The 18143-nt window shown below is 48.5% G+C and carries 17 protein-coding genes; 7 read left to right on the top strand and 10 right to left on the bottom strand.

Annotation, left to right across the window (positions count from 1 at the left end):
• From AC3DOM_RS06670 to AC3DOM_RS06645, 6 genes are all read left to right on the top strand, one after another.
• Positions 1–350, top strand: a 350-nt coding sequence (locus AC3DOM_RS06670) for a sugar transferase (protein WP_487918254.1), incomplete at its 5' end; no start/stop codon positions are given.
• Entirely contained in the window at positions 351–1280 is a 930-nt protein-coding gene (locus AC3DOM_RS06665) for an NAD-dependent epimerase/dehydratase family protein (RefSeq protein ID WP_487918253.1), read from the top strand.
• On the top strand, positions 1265–3166 hold the full coding sequence (locus AC3DOM_RS06660; protein WP_487918252.1) for a polysaccharide biosynthesis protein: 1902 nt from the start codon (positions 1265–1267) through the stop codon (positions 3164–3166). The genes AC3DOM_RS06665 and AC3DOM_RS06660 overlap by 16 nt, the downstream gene beginning before the upstream one ends.
• An 11-nt stretch (positions 3167–3177) precedes the next feature.
• The gene (locus AC3DOM_RS06655; RefSeq protein WP_487918251.1) at positions 3178–4158 is read left to right on the top strand and encodes a lipid II:glycine glycyltransferase FemX; all 981 of its coding nucleotides are present in this window, start codon (positions 3178–3180) and stop codon (positions 4156–4158) included.
• Positions 4159–4298: 140 nt separating this feature from the next.
• Complete coding sequence (locus AC3DOM_RS06650; RefSeq protein WP_487918250.1) at positions 4299–5525, top strand: lipid II:glycine glycyltransferase FemX; 1227 nt, start codon at positions 4299–4301, stop codon at positions 5523–5525.
• Between the two features lie 66 nt (positions 5526–5591).
• On the top strand, positions 5592–6563 hold the full coding sequence (locus AC3DOM_RS06645) for a D-cysteine desulfhydrase family protein (protein WP_487918249.1): 972 nt from the start codon (positions 5592–5594) through the stop codon (positions 6561–6563).
• Positions 6564–6649: 86 nt separating this feature from the next.
• Here AC3DOM_RS06645 and AC3DOM_RS06640 read toward each other — a convergent pair whose 3' ends face one another.
• Complete coding sequence (locus AC3DOM_RS06640; RefSeq protein ID WP_487918248.1) at positions 6650–9196, bottom strand: penicillin acylase family protein; 2547 nt, start codon at positions 9194–9196, stop codon at positions 6650–6652.
• Positions 9197–9556: 360 nt separating this feature from the next.
• Entirely contained in the window at positions 9557–9718 is a 162-nt protein-coding gene (locus tag AC3DOM_RS06635) for a hypothetical protein (protein ID WP_487918247.1), read from the bottom strand.
• Between AC3DOM_RS06635 and AC3DOM_RS06630 the strand changes: the two genes are divergently transcribed.
• Complete coding sequence (locus AC3DOM_RS06630) at positions 9708–10085, top strand: hypothetical protein (RefSeq protein WP_487918246.1); 378 nt, start codon at positions 9708–9710, stop codon at positions 10083–10085. The two genes, AC3DOM_RS06635 and AC3DOM_RS06630, sit on opposite strands and share 11 nt — an antisense overlap.
• A 75-nt stretch (positions 10086–10160) precedes the next feature.
• On the opposite strand, the gene AC3DOM_RS06625 is transcribed toward AC3DOM_RS06630, so the two are convergent.
• From AC3DOM_RS06625 to AC3DOM_RS06590, 8 genes are all read right to left on the bottom strand, one after another.
• Positions 10161–12683 carry a glycoside hydrolase family 113 gene (locus AC3DOM_RS06625; protein WP_487918245.1) on the bottom strand — a complete coding sequence of 841 codons (2523 nt, stop codon included), beginning with the start codon at positions 12681–12683 and terminating at the stop codon, positions 10161–10163.
• A gap of 52 nt (positions 12684–12735) precedes the next feature.
• Positions 12736–13635 (bottom strand): twin-arginine translocase subunit TatC, encoded by a 900-nt coding sequence (gene tatC / locus AC3DOM_RS06620; protein WP_487918244.1) that lies wholly within the window; start codon positions 13633–13635, stop codon positions 12736–12738.
• Positions 13628–14065, bottom strand: coding sequence for a Sec-independent protein translocase subunit TatA/TatB (locus AC3DOM_RS06615; protein ID WP_487918243.1), 438 nt, complete (start codon positions 14063–14065; stop codon positions 13628–13630). Before AC3DOM_RS06615 ends, tatC begins: the two co-directional genes overlap by 8 nt.
• The gene (nusB, locus tag AC3DOM_RS06610) at positions 14065–14514 is read right to left on the bottom strand and encodes a transcription antitermination factor NusB (RefSeq protein WP_487918242.1); all 450 of its coding nucleotides are present in this window, start codon (positions 14512–14514) and stop codon (positions 14065–14067) included. Before nusB ends, AC3DOM_RS06615 begins: the two co-directional genes overlap by 1 nt.
• Positions 14511–14876 carry an Asp23/Gls24 family envelope stress response protein gene (locus AC3DOM_RS06605; RefSeq protein WP_487918241.1) on the bottom strand — a complete coding sequence of 122 codons (366 nt, stop codon included), beginning with the start codon at positions 14874–14876 and terminating at the stop codon, positions 14511–14513. Before AC3DOM_RS06605 ends, nusB begins: the two co-directional genes overlap by 4 nt.
• Before the next feature lie 42 nt (positions 14877–14918).
• Entirely contained in the window at positions 14919–15674 is a 756-nt protein-coding gene (gene fabG, locus AC3DOM_RS06600) for a 3-oxoacyl-[acyl-carrier-protein] reductase (RefSeq protein WP_487918240.1), read from the bottom strand.
• 50 nt (positions 15675–15724) lie between these two features.
• On the bottom strand, positions 15725–16387 hold the full coding sequence (locus AC3DOM_RS06595) for a TIGR01906 family membrane protein (RefSeq protein WP_487918239.1): 663 nt from the start codon (positions 16385–16387) through the stop codon (positions 15725–15727).
• Between the two features lie 126 nt (positions 16388–16513).
• The gene (locus tag AC3DOM_RS06590) at positions 16514–18070 is read right to left on the bottom strand and encodes a spermidine synthase (RefSeq protein WP_487918238.1); all 1557 of its coding nucleotides are present in this window, start codon (positions 18068–18070) and stop codon (positions 16514–16516) included.
• Positions 18071–18143 lie beyond the last annotated feature (73 nt).

Raw genomic sequence — 18143 nt, 5'->3', positions numbered from 1 at the left:
ACCCTCGAATAACACGGGTGGGCAATATTTTGCGCAAAACACGCCTTGATGAATTTCCCCAGTTTTTCAATGTTTTACGCGGAGAAATGAGTCTTGCCGGGCCCCGTGCCGAGCGAGAAAAATTCGTGGTTCACTTTCAGAAGGAAATCCCATTTTATCGGGCAAGATTGCTTGTCAAACCCGGGATTAGCGGTTGGGCACAAATTACTCAGGGCTACGCCTCCTCCACCTTTGATACTGGGATCAAGCTTGAATACGATCTTTACTATATCAAACATCGCACCATCGGTATGGACCTTACCATCTTACTCCGTACCTTTGGTACCGTCTTTGGTTTCAAAGGACGCTAAATGACAACATCTTTGGTTACTGGTGGAGCAGGTTTTATTGGCTCTCATCTTGTCAGAGCCTTACTTGAACGTGGTGATAAAGTCCGTGTTCTCGATAACTTTTCTACAGGGAAACGGGAAAATCTGGATGCTGTCCGTGCGGATGTTGAAATTATTGAGGGTGATCTTCGGGACGCAGATGCGGTCGCCGCTTCGCTCGTGAACGTGGACCTGGTCTTCCATCAAGCGGCTTTTGTCTCGGTCCCATTATCCATGGAGACTCCCGGCACCTGTTTTGATGTCAATATCCGGGGAACCGAAAGCCTGCTTGAGGCCGCACGTAAAGCTGGCGTCCAACGGGTAGTTTTCGCTTCCAGCGCAGCTGTCTACGGGGAGTCAGAAGCCTTGCCCCTCGACGAAGAAACGCATCTCAGCCCGATGTCGCCTTACGCCGCGTCCAAACGTGTGAATGAAATATACGCTCAACTTTATACACGATCCCTTGGCTTGGGTGTGACAGCCCTGCGTTATTTCAATGTCTTCGGTCCCAGACAGGCGCCTGATACAGCGTATGCCGCCGCTATACCAATTTTTATCCGGCAGATGCTGGATGGTAAGGCTGTCACCATTTATGGCGATGGAGGCCAATCACGCGATCTGATATTCGTTGGTGATGTGGTGCGGGCAAACTTATTGGCTGCATCAAGTGATGCTGCAGCTGGAGGTATTTTCAACATTTGCACAGGCCGAGAGACAGGCATCCTTGATTTGATCGAGAGTCTTTTCAATATTTTTCCCAACGCGCCGCGGCCTATTTTTGATGCCCCCCGCGCAGGCGATATCTATCGCTCTGTGGGCAGCCCAAAACGGGCCAAAGAATTATTTGCTTTCAGGGCGCAAACCACCCTGGATGATGGGATGAAAGAAACTGCCGCATGGATGATGGCTTAAAAGAGAAATCGCGACCGCGCATGCGCAACCGCTTCGTCTTAATTGGCGATCTGCTCGTGATTATTATTTCGGTCATGGGCAGTTTTGCGTTACGACTTGACGTGGGAGAATTACCCTTTTATTTTCCGGCAATTCTCATCATGATTGCAGTTGCTCTAGTGATTAAAGTGCCAATCTATTATTTCTTTGGTCTTTATCGCCAGATGTGGATTTATGCGAGCATCAATGAACTAAAACTTATCGCCACAGCTGTGACGACAGCCTCCGTTGCCACGACAGGGGTGATGCTCCTTTTGCTTGGCACAGAATTGGTACGCCCCGGGATGCCGCGCTCTGCATTGGGGATTGATTGGCTGCTTTCCCTTGTGTTGATTGGTGGCTCGCGATTTGTTCTCAGAATCCTTGCTGAGCAAAGCTCCACACGGAATGGCAAATCACATAAAACCCTGATCATTGGTGCGGGGGATGCGGGCGCACTGGTTGTACGAGAAATGCAGCGCACGACCAAAATTGATTTTACTCCTGTTGGATTTCTTGACGATGATCCTGCCAAGCAAAGACAGGAAATTTATGGGATCCCGGTCATAGGCACTATTGCTGAATTGCCCAAGGTTTTGGAAAACCAGCAGTTTGACGAAGTGATCATTGCGATTCCGAGCGCACCCGGCAAGTTGGTGCGTCAGGTAGCAGAAATTTGTCGCCGGGCAGATATTCCTTTTCGCACAATGCCAGGGATTTATGAGCTACTCGGCGGAAAGATTAACGTTAGCCGTTTGCGTAATGTTGACATTACCGATCTTTTACGACGCCAGCCTGCTCGCACCAACGAGGCTTTGCTTGGCGCATCCCTCAAAGGGAAATCTGTTCTCGTCACTGGTGCGGGTGGTTCGATTGGCAGTGAGTTATGTCGCCAAATCTCACGTTGGGAACCTTCCGAATTGATCTTGCTGGGGCATGGTGAAAATAGCATTTTTGAAGCCCTGCTTGAATTGCAGGAAGATTACCCCGCGCTGAAATTTACTCCCATCATTGCTGATATCCGACACGCTGAACGACTGGCACGTATGTTTGGGGAATATCGCCCGGAGGTAATTTTTCATACTGCTGCACACAAACATGTTCCCTTGATGGAAGCCAATGCCAATATTGAGGAGGCGATCACCAATAATGTGTTGGGAACACAGCGATTGGTGGAAGCCGCTATAAATGCCAACGTAAAGCGTCTTGTGATGATCTCCACTGATAAAGCGGTCAACCCCTCCAACGTCTATGGCGCAACCAAACGTCTGGCAGAGATGATCGTCCTGGACGCAGCACGTCAAAAGTCGCGGGCGTTTACCGTCGTCCGCTTTGGAAATGTGCTCGGCAGCCGCGGCAGCATTATTCCCCTCTTCAAGCGTCAGATCGCTATCGGCGGCCCAGTCACTGTTACCCATCCTGACATGGAGCGTTTCTTTATGACCATTCCTGAAGCGGTCCATCTTGTGTTGCAGGCTTCTGCGATGGGGCAGGGCGGTGAAACCTTTGTGCTTAATATGGGTGAGCCGGTCCGAATCCTTGATCTGGTCGAAGATTTGATCCGTCTTTCGGGATTGGAGCCTGAGGAAGATATCGAGATCATTTTCACGGGAATCCGCCCCGGTGAAAAAATGAGTGAAATCTTGTGGGAAGCAGATACTAGCTATGACCAGACCGAGCATCCCGATATCTTTCGTCTCGATGGGGATGAGGAACTCGGGAACGACCGCCTCCTTGAGCTTGTTCGCCGTTTAGAGAGTTTGTCTCAGGTTGGAGATGCGAGCGCGATTGTCAGCACCCTCGACGAGAGTGTCCCCGGTGCGGAGATCCATTCTACCCCTCCCCCCGAAATGACAACACTAATATAACTATTAATCCTATGCCCGAAATTCTCTTAACAGACTGGAATGATATTATCGAAAAAAAACCCCACGCCCATATTTTGCAAAGCGGCGCCTGGGGGGAGTTGAAATCCTCTTTTGGCTGGGAAGCTGTCCGAGTTAAAGCCGGCGAACATAGTGCACAGATTTTATTCCGCAAATTGCCACTCGGGTATACGATCGCCTATCTCCCCAAGCCTATTCCTAAAATCTTTGGCGAAAACACTGCGCTCGGCGATGAAGTGGACCGTATTTGCCTTGAACGTAAGGCCATCTTTTTGAAGGTTGAGCCAGACACCTGGGAAGAGAAAGATGATCATCTTTCCCTCACCGGTTGGCAGATAGGTGACCCGATCCAGCCGCCGCGAACCATTGTCGTGGATTTACGCGGTACTGAAGACGAGATTTTGGCGCGGATGAAACAGAAGACGCGTTATAACATCCGCTTGGCAGGGCGCAAGGGAGTCACTGTTCGGGCCTGGGATGATATTGACGCCTTCAACGAGATGATCCAGATCACCGGCGGGCGGGACGGATTTGGAGTCCACACGCGGGAATATTATCAGCGTGCCTATGATCTCTTTCATCCAGGCGGTTCGGCAGAATTATTGGTCGCAGAATATGAGGGCAAACCCCTTGCAGCAGTGATGGTTTTTATCAGTGGAAATCGGAGTTGGTATATGTACGGGGCCTCCAATAATCAAGAACGGAATCGGATGCCGACCTATCTCATCCAATGGGAAGCAATGCGCTGGGCCAAGGAACATGGCGCAGAGGAGTATGATCTCTGGGGTGTCCCTGATCGAGATGAGGAAACGCTGGAAAAGCATTTTACGGGAACGCAGAGAAATGAAGGCTTATGGGGCGTATATCGATTTAAACGAGGATTTGGCGGTGAAGTCAAACGCGCAGCCCAGGCGCTGGATCGAGTTTATAAACCATTTTTGTATACGCTATATAGAACAGCGACGAAGAAATAGTATATATGAAACACAACCAGTCTTTGAGCGGAGCGAAGCGAAGTCGCCTGTACCCGACAGGGTGAAGAGCGGTTTTTATTAATGTCGTCCTTCGACTTTACTCCCTGTCGGTCGCTCCGCTCAGAATCTGAGATTAATTTATGAAACCCTATTCTGGTTCCGATTGGAACACTCTGATTACCCAACTTCCCAATCCCCATTTTTTGCAAACCTGGGAGTGGTCGCAGGTGAAGTCCAAATATAGCTGGGAGTCTATGCCCTTTGTCTGGGATGAAGGTAATCAGATCGTAGCGGCTGCGATGATCTTGAAGCGTGCTCTGCCCATAAGCGGATTCGCTGCTCGATTAAGTGTGCTCTATCTTCCCAAAGGCCCGCTGATGGACTGGGAGGATGAATCTCTGCGTGAGCGGGTACTTGATGATTTGCAGGATTTTGCAAAAAAACAGGGTGCGATCTTTGTCAAAATTGACCCAGATGTCATCTTGGGAATCGGGATCCCTGAAAAAGAAGATGACTTTGCGAGGGAGGCTTCAGCCCAACGACCTGTGCCCGAAAGGGTAAGCAATCTCACCTTTGAGGAGACTGCTTTATCGCAAGAGCATGTTCCTCGAAGAATCATGTCTACGGGGCAAAATCTTCAATTATCATTAGATAATCGCGGTTGGAGATTTTCGGATGACCAGATCCAATTTCGGAATACGGTGCTGGTCGATCTTTCTGCCTCCGAGGATGAGATCCTGGCGCGGATGAAGCAAAAGACTCGCTACAATATTCGTTTGGCGGGACGCAAGGGCGTCACGATGCGTGTAGGCGCTTCTGACGATTGGGCGATGCTCTATAAAATGTATGCCGAGACAAGTGTCCGCGACGGCTTTGCAATTCGTGATGAAGAATATTACCTGACCGTTTGGCAAAACTTTCAACCTTCCAACCTCCAACCTGTAACCAAAACCCCTGCTTGTGAACCATTAATTGCCGAAGTCGATGGTGAGCCTGTCGCAGCGATCTTCGTCTTTTATTTTGCCGAACGAGCCTACTATGTTTATGGTATGTCCACAACTTTGCATCGCAATAAAATGCCGACCTATCTCCTGCAATGGGAGGCGATGAAGCGCGCTAAATCACGCGGCTGTGCAGTTTACGACCTGTGGGGAGCGCCCGAAATCTTTGACGAAAGCGATAGTCTGTGGGGGGTCTTCCGTTTCAAGCAAGGCCTGGGAGGGGAGGTTGTCCGAACCCTCGGTGCGTGGGATTACACACCAAATTCGTTTTGGTATAGTCTATACACAAAAATTATTCCGCGCGTGCTGGATATGATGCGGATGCGAGGAAAGAAAAGGACGAAACGCGTGACGAGTGATGAGTGATCTTCACTTTTCACGCATCCTTATCATGTATTCATATAATTTCCCCTTTTATTTTAAGGAGCTTCCATGAAAATCCCTGCTCGCCTTAACTTTGCTCATTTGCCGACTCCGATTGAAGAGTTACCTCGTCTATCTGAATTTCTTGGTGGACCTCAGCTTTATGTCAAACGCGATGACCAGACGGGTCTTGCATTTGGCGGCAACAAGACCCGCAAGCTGGAATTTCTTGTCGCTGAGGCACAAGCGCAGAGAGCGAAGACCCTCATCTCGGGTGGGGCGGCACAGTCCAATCATTGCCGACAAACGGCTGCTGCTGCTGCCCGTTATGGATTTGAATGTATCCTTGTCCTGAATGGAGAAAAACCAGAGCAGCTTTCTGCGAATCTTTTATTGGATCGCCTCTTTGGTGCGAGGATCGTCTGGGTGGCTGACCGGGCTGACCGTGACCGTATCTTGCAGGAGACCTATGAGGAGAGTCTCGCCGAGGGCGGGATGCCCTATCTGGTTCCCTATGGAGGTTCCAGCCCCACAGGCGCGTTAGGCTACGCTTTTGCAGTGCAGGAGCTGATCGGGCAAGATGCTCACTTCGATTGGATCGTTTTCGGAACATCGTCGGGCGGGACTCATGCCGGACTGACACTTGGCAAACGTCTCTTCGGATTTAACGGGAAGATTCTTGGCATCAGCATTGATGAGGACGAGAACTGGCTCAAGGAGCATGTATCGGCATTGGCTTCTGAGGCCTCGACACTGCTAGGCAAACGGGAGCAATTTGAACTCACGGATGTGCTCGCTACCGATCAATATTGTAAAGCGGGCTATGGTGTCCTGACCGACCTCGAACGCGAAGCAGTCCAGTTATTCGCCAAATACGAAGGCTTGCTGCTGGATCCGGTTTATACAGGTCGCGCAGCTGGGGGGATGATCGATCTTATTCGGTCAGGTTATTTCAAGCCTGACGATAAGGTTCTTTTCTGGCATACGGGGGGCACACCAAGTTTATTTGCGGATAAATATGCGCCTGAAATAATTAACTGATTTTTTAACACAAAGGGCACGAAGGATCACAAAGGGATAATTAAACATCTTCTTCGTGTCACTTTGTGCCCTTTGTGTTTAGCGTTTTAAGGAACCAATCGTAGATGGTCCTCACTATTACTTACAACAGAGCCTTGATCCCAGTACATCGGATAATATTCAATATTGCGCCACATGTCGGCCATATCAATATAATGTGGATGCCCGGCATGACCGGATTGCCCGGTTGTGTGGACGGTGATCGAGTTGTCCAGATCGTTCAGATCAACGATCATACGCATGGAGGGGAGCCAGTCTACTACGTAGCCATCAGTGGTGGTCCAGCCGGTTGCGTTAACGATACTTTCACCGCCTGCCGTAGGGAAGGGGCCACGATTGAAGAGATTTTCAATGGGTCCAATTCCAGATTGCCCCAATGTTTGATTCTCAAAAGTGGCCGTATGCAATTCTCCCCAATTCCAGGCAGAGGGATCTTTGCCCTGGATATCTTCAATTTCCTTTACTGCCAGTTCAAAAGCCAATGCTAAGATATCGTCGCGCTTTTCTTTTTCTTCTGTTTCTTTATCATCCCAGAAAAAATTATTCTCGTCTGGAGTGATATTGCGCATGACTTCAAACCAGCGTGAGCCACCCTCGGGCCAATAATCCTCGGGAAGGTCGTCGTTGAAGGTGACTGCCAGTAAATTCTTCCAGTAGACAGCGAAGAGGGCAGCGGGGGCTGAGTCCATATTGTTTTGGTAATCCCAAGTTGAAAGGAGGGCGTATCGTTCGGCTAAATGCTCCTCAAGCGGAATCTGTCCGAGAAGCGGAACCAGAGTTTCGGCATTGAGATTTTTTCCATCCCCCTGCATTTGCTGGATATAGGCGATGTCGATCTTCTCGGGGCCACTTTCAAGCATATTGACGATCCGCTCGGCCCTATAGCCGTAAGCCCAGTCTGTGGAAATCAGGTAGGGGTAATCCCAGGGGTTAACCTGATTGTTTGCAGTGGCAATGAAACCGGATTGCGGGTTGAGCAGCCAGGGTTGCTCCTCGAAAGGAATATAGTCTATCCACTCGTATTCATCTGTCCAACCGGGGGCTGGGTAGCGTCCGTCTCCATTGGCGCGCACGGGGACGCGTCCGGGCATCTGATAGGCGATATTGCCATCTACATCGGCATAGAGCAGATTCTGGGCAGGCACGCCAAATCCGCGCGAGGCCTCGCGGAACTCTTCCCAGTTTTGCGCGTTATCGAAACCCCAAATAGCCTCAAATACACTCCCAGGTTCAAGGGCTGTCCAACTGAGTGCTACAACGTAATTTTCGGGCAGGTCGATGCCCGCTTTGTCTTTGAAAGGCTCTTTGTCTTTATCAAGGTCTTCATCTTTGAGGGGGCCATAAGTATCCGAGATGACCGGCCCATGGCGCGTCAACCGTACGATAATTTCTTCAGGATCACCGCCGCCGACTTTGATAATTTCTGTCCGCGTTTCAAAATCTACCCATTCTCCGTTGACTTCGTATTGGTTCGGATCCTCAGGATTAACGCGCTCAATATAGAGATCCATGACGTCTGGCCCAACGTTGGTAAAACCCCAGGCGACCTTGGCATTGTGGCCAATGATAACTCCTGGCACGCCCGGGAAGGAAAAACCTTCCGATTCGAATGAGCAATCTTCAGTGACCGGTAGGCAATGTAGATCGATTTGATGCCAGATGGATGGCATTTGGATACCCAAATGGGGATCGTTTGCGAGCAAAGGCATTCCCGTATCAGTACGTGATCCAGCGATCGCCCACGAATTTGACCCGATGCCTGCTCCCGTTGGGCCAAGCACACTTTCAAGCAGGGCAAAATTTGTCTTGACATTTTCGAGCAGATCTGTGGTTGCAGGGGTGCTAAGGACTGCCATCACTTTATTATCCGTTAAAGCTGCATTTTCGCCGATGGTTGGGACGATAACAGGATGATCCACCGGATACGGTGGGAAAAGCATATCCACTTGCTCCGCAGTGAGTGTTTTCAGCAGAATAGCGCGCTCGATTTCTGCACCCATGTTGCCACGCAGATCCCAGGCCATGGCCTTGCCCCAGGTCAGCGAGTTGATGGGAGTCCAGGGAGCTGGAATATAATCGGCGTTGAGCAATTTCAGAATGCCATATTCGAGGCTGAGTTCCGTGCCGCTACGCCCATCCAGATAGGCGTTAACGCCCTCAGCGTAGGCATCCAACATCAGTTTTGCATCACCCTCTGCAGAGGCATATTCCAGTTCGGCGGTCTGCTTCCATCCCAGCGTACGCAGGAAGGCATCCGTTTCAATTTGCGCAGAACCAAACATTTCTGAAAGCGTTCCTGATCCAATATGCCTCCAGGCATCCATTTGCCAGAATCGATCCTGCGCTTGCACATATCCTTGTGCCATGAAAAGATCATGTAATGAACTGGCATAGATATGCGGTATGCCCATTTCATCCCGATAGACATCTACGGGGTCATCCAATCCTTTGAGTTTAATCTCCCCGTTTACCTGGGGAAATGAAAGAGGCGTATTGGTTTTTACCCAATTCTTATACAACAGGCTTCCACCAATACCAAGAATGAACAAGAAAATAATTAGACCAACTAAGAAGTTGCGAATTTTTGGTGACATCTCTCCTCCGGTTTGCCAATTTGAATTCGGATAATTATAATTGGTGTTTTTCTTAAAAAAACACGACTTTTGCAGGATGGTAATCCCTTCGAAAAAGTCGTAGATTGTGTATAATCAAGGAAAAAGGTTTTGGAGTTTTATGAAGAAGATAAATAAAATCGTACAGATATTATGCGCCCTTATATTTCTGTCTGCTTGCTCATCACAACAAGTTGAGGATCCTGGCCTTGTTTTTACAATAGTGGCTAGCACACAAACAGCTGCCGCGTTCCAAACATGGGAGCCCAGTTCTCTAAATACTAACACGCCCACTCCAGCAACCCTTCGCCCTACAATTACCTTACAGCCAACCAATACAGTTTATGTCTTTGTGCCAACATCAACAAATACGCCGACTTCGACTCCCAGCGCAACGCCAGAACCTATAATTTTGACATCGTGGCCCGCTTGGAAAACTGGTTCTGTAATATCCATGCCGAGGGGTAGTGGGTTTAATATTGGGACGAATAAAATGTTTAGCATATTGAAAGGTGTAAAAGTGAAGGTTATCCGTAAAAATGGCGTGAAACTTCGCTCTGCGCCGAATAAGGCGATAGGCGGACCGAAGGAGCCGCGAAATTCTATACTCACATTAACGGGTGTGATGAACAAGAATAGTGACAATGGTTGGTTTTTTGCTCAGGTAATCGCGGCTGATGGCGGCAAGTATTGGGTTGGTGGTTGGGAGGGAGAGGATGTTGATCCAACTGAATCATTGGAATTCTTCTATCAAACAGCGACCCCTGCTCCAACGCTTGAAATATCGCCGACGCCCTCACTGATACCATCACCTACTCCTTACTGGATATTACCTTCAACGCCTACCTTAACGCCCACTTCGATTCCATAAAATATCTGCATAAAAAAAATTAAAAAACAAAATGCCGCTTTTTCAGAGCGGCATTTTTCTGCTAATCCGAAACCGCTATTGGGCCAAACCCAATAATCTTGGATACCAGTACCAAAGCAGGTCAGCTGCTGGTTTGCCGTAGACCGAAGCCGATTTATCTTTAAGCATTACAGGCGGATAGTAGCCTCGGCTAATGAATCCATCAATCCAGGAGCGGCCATTAATAGCCGTTAGCATGGATTCGTATACATCGGTTTGGGCCTGTAAATTTAAATTAACCGAGGGAATATCAGCGTTTGGCCGGCTAAGTGAGGTCCAATCCAGGCAGGTCCCCAATGGATCAAGAATGCAAGCAGACTCTACGCCAGTCGCCGAAGGAGCGGCCAGTCCGAGAATAATCTCTTTTTCGACGGCGACCTGATAGGGTGAAATTTCTTCATCAAGTAATCGGACAGCCTCGGCGATCATTGCATTTTTATCGGCTGGGTTTTCCTGACTGAGAGGGGCATTCCAGAGCAGATAAACCCCATCTGCACTTTTGACGAATTGAGGTGAGCTCGGAAGGCTGCCAGGTGTAAAAGGCAATGCCCACCAGATCTTGCCGCCAAAGTGGCCGCGCAGATCGGCAAGAATTGCATTCCAGCGTAATTCTGCGTCCGCGGGCACACCGGAGGGCTCTCCATTTGCCAGGATTCCGTTTTGCATGGCAGGAGCAAGCCACTCTCCGCCAAGTATTAACGTTTCTGCATTGTTGCGTGCGGCGAGATCCGCATAGTGGAGCGCAAATTGATGATAGTGGTCGAACCATTCATTCCACCAGCCAAAATCACGCGGTGCGCTTATCCACCAATCATCAGCAGGCGCTGGGAAATTGGGTGTCGGGAAAAGTGCAATATTCAAATTCAGGGCATGGGCCTGAGACATCATACCTGATGTATCATCCCAAAGTGGATCCTGTCCGGGCTGGGCGTTGAAAACCAGAGGTTGTGTACGCGTGAATGTCCAGCTTGGTGTCAACACGACCCAGTTGGCGTTGAGCGCACTGACGTTTTGCATTGCTTGTGAGGTGAAATTCATCCAGCTCGGTGAGTAGTTGGATTGAAATTCGATCCCGGCAATAAACTCGGTGCTGCGAGGCTGAATAGGAGCTGCAACAAGAGTATAAGGTGCATCCTCTTCAAGCCAGGCCCAACCTGTAATGCTGTCCCGAATATCTTGCGGGGCGAGACTGGTTGTAATTTGACGCCCTGTGGTGGCGTTTCCCATTGTGGCGAGGTCATCAGCGCTGCCGCATTGGGCATTGCGACAATAACGGTAGCTAAAGCTGTTCAAAACATCAAGAGGCCCATAAAGTTTATAGGTCCATCGGTTGTTGCCCATTGTCCACATCGGAATGGGTTCTGTCCAGGCATAGGGGAAGAATTGGATGTAGACGAGATCACCTGCGGGTGTATTTGCAGGAACGTTGAGATCGAAAACAATCGGGGATGATGGGCCTGTTTGCCAGGTTTCAATATTATCTTCAATGATAAGATCTGTCTCAGGAACTACGAGCCGACGAAGGATAAGCTCCCCACTATTTTTTTGTTCGGCATTCCAGAAACCATCCCCAAGTGTATATTTATATCGCAGGTCTGTGCCTATGGGTAATTGGAGGGTAATGCTATATCGACCATCTGCCATCGTAGAAAGGGTTGGCATTCGGTCTGCGATAGCGTTGAAGCCACCATTCAGATCACCAAAAGTATTCCCTAGTTGAAGCAAATTGCCTGCCAGGCGAATAGGTGCGCCAGTCACAGTATTCTTTGGCGGATTTGCGATAAATGTGATATTTACCATTTGAGCCGGTGCGACGTGAATTTGAACCGGGGTGATCAGATCCGCATCTACCTGTGCACCCTGCTGGAAGGGTTGATAAGTGCCATCCAGCGAGTAAGCGCTAAGAAGATGCAGGCCCGGTAAGATTCCGTCCAGATAAAATCTTCCTGCAGAATCTGTAAGTGTTTGAGTGCCGCCCGCACCGATGAGCAGGTTAGGTATCGGCAGACCGCTAAGCGAGTCAATCGCTAACCCCTGAATTTTTCCTGTCGATCCGCTGAAGGTTTGCCCTGTCCAACTGGTTACGGTGTCCTGGACGGAACCAATTCCGACCACCTTATAGAGACGGTAACGGACAGGAAGATTGGCGCTAGTGGTTTCTTGAGAGCGGGTTACTCCAGGAATGATATAGCGATATTTGATGACAGCGTTGAGCGGAAGAGGTAGATCGACAGTATAGGTCAGTGCATCAATAGCCTGGAGGGGATAATTGATTGTGTTGAAAGGCAGACCTGTTACTTCATCGAGGATGCTGAGGGCAAGAATATCACCCTCGTTCAGTGGCACAGGGATATGGACTGTGAAAGTTGTCTTTGCAGAAGGAATGGGTGTTGGCGAATTTGTAAGGTTGTCAGATGGATTTGTAATAGGAATTTCTTCCCCACTCCCAGACAAACCAAAATCGAATAAAGAGAGAGTGCAGGCAGGGCCGGTCAGGATGACCACACAGCCCAATGCATAAAGAGCAAGTTTAGAAATAAAAGGGTGTTTTTTTTGCATGATTTTTATTCCCCTTTCCTTTTTGTATAGGCAGGGTGATAGTAAATACGCTTTAGGCGGTGAGAGATTCTTCTTTTTGAAGATCTCGATTACGGTAGGCAATATAGCTTAATCCAATGCTAATGAAATATAGTAAAGACATGGGCAACATTACCAGCGCCATATTGACGGGATCTACCGTGGGGGTGATCGCAGCGGCGAGAATGGCGATGATCACCATTGCCAGCCGCCATTGTTTTTTTAGGACATCTGGTTTAACGAAACCGACTGCGCTGAGAGCATAAATTACAAGTGGAAATTCAAAAGCAATCCCGATCCAGAACATAACACCAAGAATAAAGCTAAAGTAAGAAGCGGGACGCAATTCAGCCTGGATGCCCATAAAATTGAGCAAAAAAGGCAGGGCTGCGGGAAGCATGATGAAATACGAAAAAGCTGCACCTGCAATAAATAGAAGGGTCGAGAGTGGGATTCCGACCAAACCAAATTTTTTGGAACGTGGTTTTAGTCCCGGGGCCATAAATAGCCAGATTTCAAAGGCAATATAGGGCAGAGCGATGATGATGCCGCTCATCAAGGCAACCTTCATGAATACGCTGATAGATTCCGTAACTTCGATCGCGCGGAGTGCATCAATCCCGCCGACGGGTTGAGAAAGATAATCAATCAATTTTTCGGTAAAGACAAAGGAAATGCCGACTGTTAGCATCAACGCCAAAAGCGCACGAAACAGATGTTTGCGAAGAGTTTCAATTTCGTCAAAAAATGATATGCGGGCATCTTCCGATTGAAAGACGCTGACCGTCGTGTCAATCAGAGAATGTTCTTCGGGATTATCGTTAAGGAAATCATTAAGCTTTTTCCAGCCTCTCAAAGGAGCGCTAATTAACCACCAGATAAAACGAAAAGGAGCAGAAATGATCCTCCAAACTTTGTTATTAAAATTACGCATTATCGATCTCTGAAGAGTCAGCATTGTTGACGGGAGGCGTTATTTTGCCCGTATCCGTACTTTTGGCGGGAGCAGGCTTATCGTCCTGAGGTGGGGCGATGCTATTCTCTACGGTATGGTTTTGACGTGCCGATCCGCCCCATGATCCGTAGTTTTTATCTGGTATTGGCACCCTAGGTTTATCGCTACCAAGAGTTTCAAAATTCGAGGTTATATCATCCAGATTGGCTTCCCGCATAAGTTGGTTCGGGAGTGTTTTGAGTTTATTTGAGGCATTTTTAATATTTTGCCACTCCGATGACATAACCACCTTGCGCATCCATGTGCCGATGGTTTTTCCAGCTTTTTGCATATCTTTTGGTCCCAGAACAATTAAGGCAATTAAAAGAATAAAGACAAATTCGGGGACACCAATACCAAGAATTTCCATTACGTACCTTTATTTTTGGTTGTGCTCTGAATAGACTGGATAATATCGTTTTTGTGTTTTGCCAGACTTCCCAAAACACCGTTTATGAAGCCAGGAGCGGCATCTGAGCCGTAGGATTTGGCTAGTTCTACGGCTTCATTGATGGCTACTTTAACGGGGGTTTTTTGATCAACGCCAAACTCCCAGAAGGCGATCCGTAAAATATTTCGATCAATGGTTGCAATCTGATCCAGTGGCCATTCAGGCGCATATTTTGCGATCACCTTATCTAATTCCTGAGCAAGGGGCAGTACTCCAAAAACGATCTGGTGAGCAAATTCCTGTAATTCTTTGGATAGGGGAAGCTCCTTCAGACGTTGGGTGAAAACCGTGCCTGGGGAATGATTACTCTGATCAACTTCGTAAAGTACTTGCAGAGCGAGACTACGTGCTCTGGTGCGTTGCTTCATGCAGTTTGGGCCTCTTCGTCTGTTTCAAATGCAATATTTTCAATGTGAATATTTACCTCGCCAACATCCATCCCAACCATTTCGTGAATGGCACGGGTAACTTTTTTCTGGATAGTGCGGCTGATATCACGAATATTGATGTCTTTTTCAAGGATGATATATAGATCTGCATAGACGACATCATCTTCAATAGATATACGCACACCGTCACCATTGCCACGACGGAACAGGCGGTTGACGCCTCCGGAAACGGAAGCGAGGGCGTGGACGCCTGCTACCGATAATGCGGCCATTCTGGCGATCTCGACCAATACATCGGGAGCAACGGTTGTCTTTCCTGGGGGGCGTGTGTTTTGATCCATTTTATCTCCTGGTTCACTTGCTTATTCCGTGCAAATTCAACCTTACATCACCATACCGCCATCCACATGCAGGGTAACGCCGGTGATAAAGGAAGATTCATCTGCTGCGAGGAAAGCAACGGCATTTGCAATATCCTGTGGTACTCCAAATCTTCCCAGCGGTGTCATTTTTATGGAGAAATCTTTAATCTCTTCCGGGAGATCAACGGTCAATACTGTTTCAATAAAACCGGGGGCAACTGCGTTTACGGTGATGTTGCGAGAGCCGACTTCTTTTGCCAGCGCTTTTGTAAGGCCGATCAGCCCGGCCTTTGATGAAGAATAATTGGTCTGCCCGGCTTGCCCGGTCACACCCGATACAGATGAAATATTGATAATACGTCCATATTGCTGTTTCATCATCGGACGGACTATAGCTTGGGCACAATTAAATGCGCCTTTCAGGTTTATATCCAAGACCATATCCCAATCAGATTCTTTCATGCGCATAATCAATCCGTCGCGTGTAATTCCGGCATTATTGACCAGAATATCTACCTTGCCAAACTTCTCAAGTGCGGCCTTGATCATTGCTTTAACGCTTTCCTGATTGGAAACATCTGCCTCGAGGGCAATAGCTTCTCGACCAGTTTTCGCTGCAATTTCATTCGCTGTTTCTTCAGCCAACTCTTTGCGTAAATCAACAACCACAATATTTGCGCCCCGTTGGGCCAAAGTTTCAGCGATAGCTTTTCCAATGCCTCGGGCGCCACCGGTAATAATAGCCACGCGTCCGTCTAAAGATAAAAATTCAGTCATTTCAGGCTCCTCGTTTTCTCAAAGTAGAATTATACACCACCCTTAACACTTTATTTGGCACGTGGTTTCAGACCTAAACCGAGTGCCAGCCCGCCGCCTACTACAATGATTCCCTCCATTAAAAAGGCATCCTGCCAGAGACGCATTGGGAATAGACGGATAAGTGTGTCTGAGTAGAGAAATATCCAGGTATCGCCTTCAAAAAAGAGATGATGGAATTGGGCGAAGAATTCCCAAAAATTGATCGATGCCAGCACAGCCAGAAGAGCGGTCAGGAGGAGTGTTAGCCAGCCGCCCCGCATCAACCCCTGTCGATAGCCTTGCTCCCATTTTCCGTACTTTGCCCAGATCCCAAATATTATCAGGATCCCAAGCGCCGCGCCCCAAACCTTTAACGCAACCTGGATCAGAATCTTCACATCCAGCATATGACTGACTTCGCTCTCTTTATAGAGGGGAAGGCCATTCTCAAATTGCAGTTTACCAAGAAATTCTGGTCCCGAATCGTTGTTGAGATACTCTATCGCATTTTTTGCCCAATGAATTCGCTCTGCCTGCGTGAAGCCGTAACTATCTGGAGGGAAGTTTGGTGTGCGGTATTCGATTTCCGGAAAGATAGGCGTCAATAAGATCCGAATGCCTAGCAAAACCAGGGCAATCGGTATGAGGAGGGTGGTGATGATGGAAAGGATGGAAGAAAGGGTTTTATTCATAATTTTATTTTGGTTGGCAGTCCCTGAGTGAAGCAGAGCGCAGTCGAAGGGCGGGTTTTATAAAAGTGTTCTTCGACTGCGATTTCGCTCCGCTACACTTCCTGCGGTCGCCGCTCAGCCTCTGTTTTATTGTAATGATTCCACATTTCCGCCCAGCATGAATCGCAAAATCATATCATTTGTGATCCATTCGATGGGGGCCTTGTCGTCTGTGAAGACGGTTGTAGTTTCGTGGTTGGATTGGCGATATGTCCATGCGGTTTGGATGGCATCCAACAGCAGCGGATGTGTGCCTCCGCTTTCGGTGAGCAGGGATAAATTTTCAGCTAGAAAATCCTCGTTGGTCGGCTCCTTGGTCGCATAGATGATCGAGTTGAGGGTGTAAGGAATATCCATGATATGGATAGATGGAAATACCTCGGCAATAGTCGTTGCCAGGCCGTTGATCAAACGACGGTCGTTGGGGAGCCGCCCCACGTTGATGGTCAGCACGCCTGTTGAGGACAAGCGGTCGTATGCGATCTGAAAGAATTCCCTCGTTGTCATATGCCAGGGAATATAGGGCGGCCTGTAGGCGTCCACGGCAATGATCTCATATTGATGGGTACTATGCGCAAGACCCCAGCGTCCATCCTCGGCATAGGCATTCAGATTAGATAATCCATTCATTCCGAAATACTCTTGCCCAACTTCTATGATCTTGGGGTCAATCTCAAAACCGTCAATCGGAATCTCGCCAAAAACAGCAGTGGCTTGTTGCGCAAATGTGCCCGCCGCCAACCCGACGATGGCGATGCGCTTTACATCTTTGGTGGAGTGGGGTGGCACGTTGAAAAAGGGGCCGACCAGAAATTGAGACCAGGGGCCATCGTAGTCGAGATTATCGGGATCGTAAACTGAATGCACGCCCTGTCCGTCATTCAGGCGCAGATGGGTTTCAGTGCCGCGTTGTAATACTTCGATATAGTTATAAGCGGATTCAGTTTCGTAAATTTGCCCCGCTGTTTTTTTGATACCACCCCCTCCATTGATAAGAACGAGTACGGCGATGCCAGCCACCATCAGCAGGTAGGGCAACATGGCGCGCATTCCGGCGCTTTTAGCGAGACCTGCAAGTGCGACGAATAATAGAAAAAGACTGAAAATAAGAAAAGTATTTGTAGTTCCGACGGTGGGAATTAGAACCAGAACAGGCAAATAGGTGCCGAGAAAAGAACCCAGTGTGGAAACGGCGTAAATATTGCCAGAGACCTTGCCGGCTTTTTCAGTGTCATCCATGGTCAGGCGGATTGCATAGGGGGAGATCATACCAAGCAATGTGATCGGGATGCTGAAAAGCACCAGCACGGCGACAAAGGCTCCCATCATCACGCTGACCTGGATACCGTCAAAAGCGATTGCGGCTGCGCGCAAAACTGGATTGGCGATATAGGGGACGATACCCAGCGTAAACGCTCCCCAAGCCAGAACTTTGTACATACTTTCGGCGTGTGGCGATTTATCGGCTTGTATTCCTCCGAGGAAATATCCCAGCGTTAAATAGAGCAGCATCAGGCCGATGATTGCCGCCCAGACAAGATTGCTTGTCCCGAAAACGTTGCCGATCAACCGCGAAGCCGAAAGCTCGGCGGCGAGGGTGGTCATGCCAGAGATGAAGACGGTAAAGTAAATATATTTGCGCATAAAAAACCTTATAATTAAATGTCCTAAAGAAGTCACTGGAAAGATACCAGAAAAAAATATTTTTGCAAGTATA

Source organism: Candidatus Desulfolinea nitratireducens, from assembly GCF_982879505.1.
This window is presented reverse-complemented; position numbering and strand designations above follow the sequence as displayed.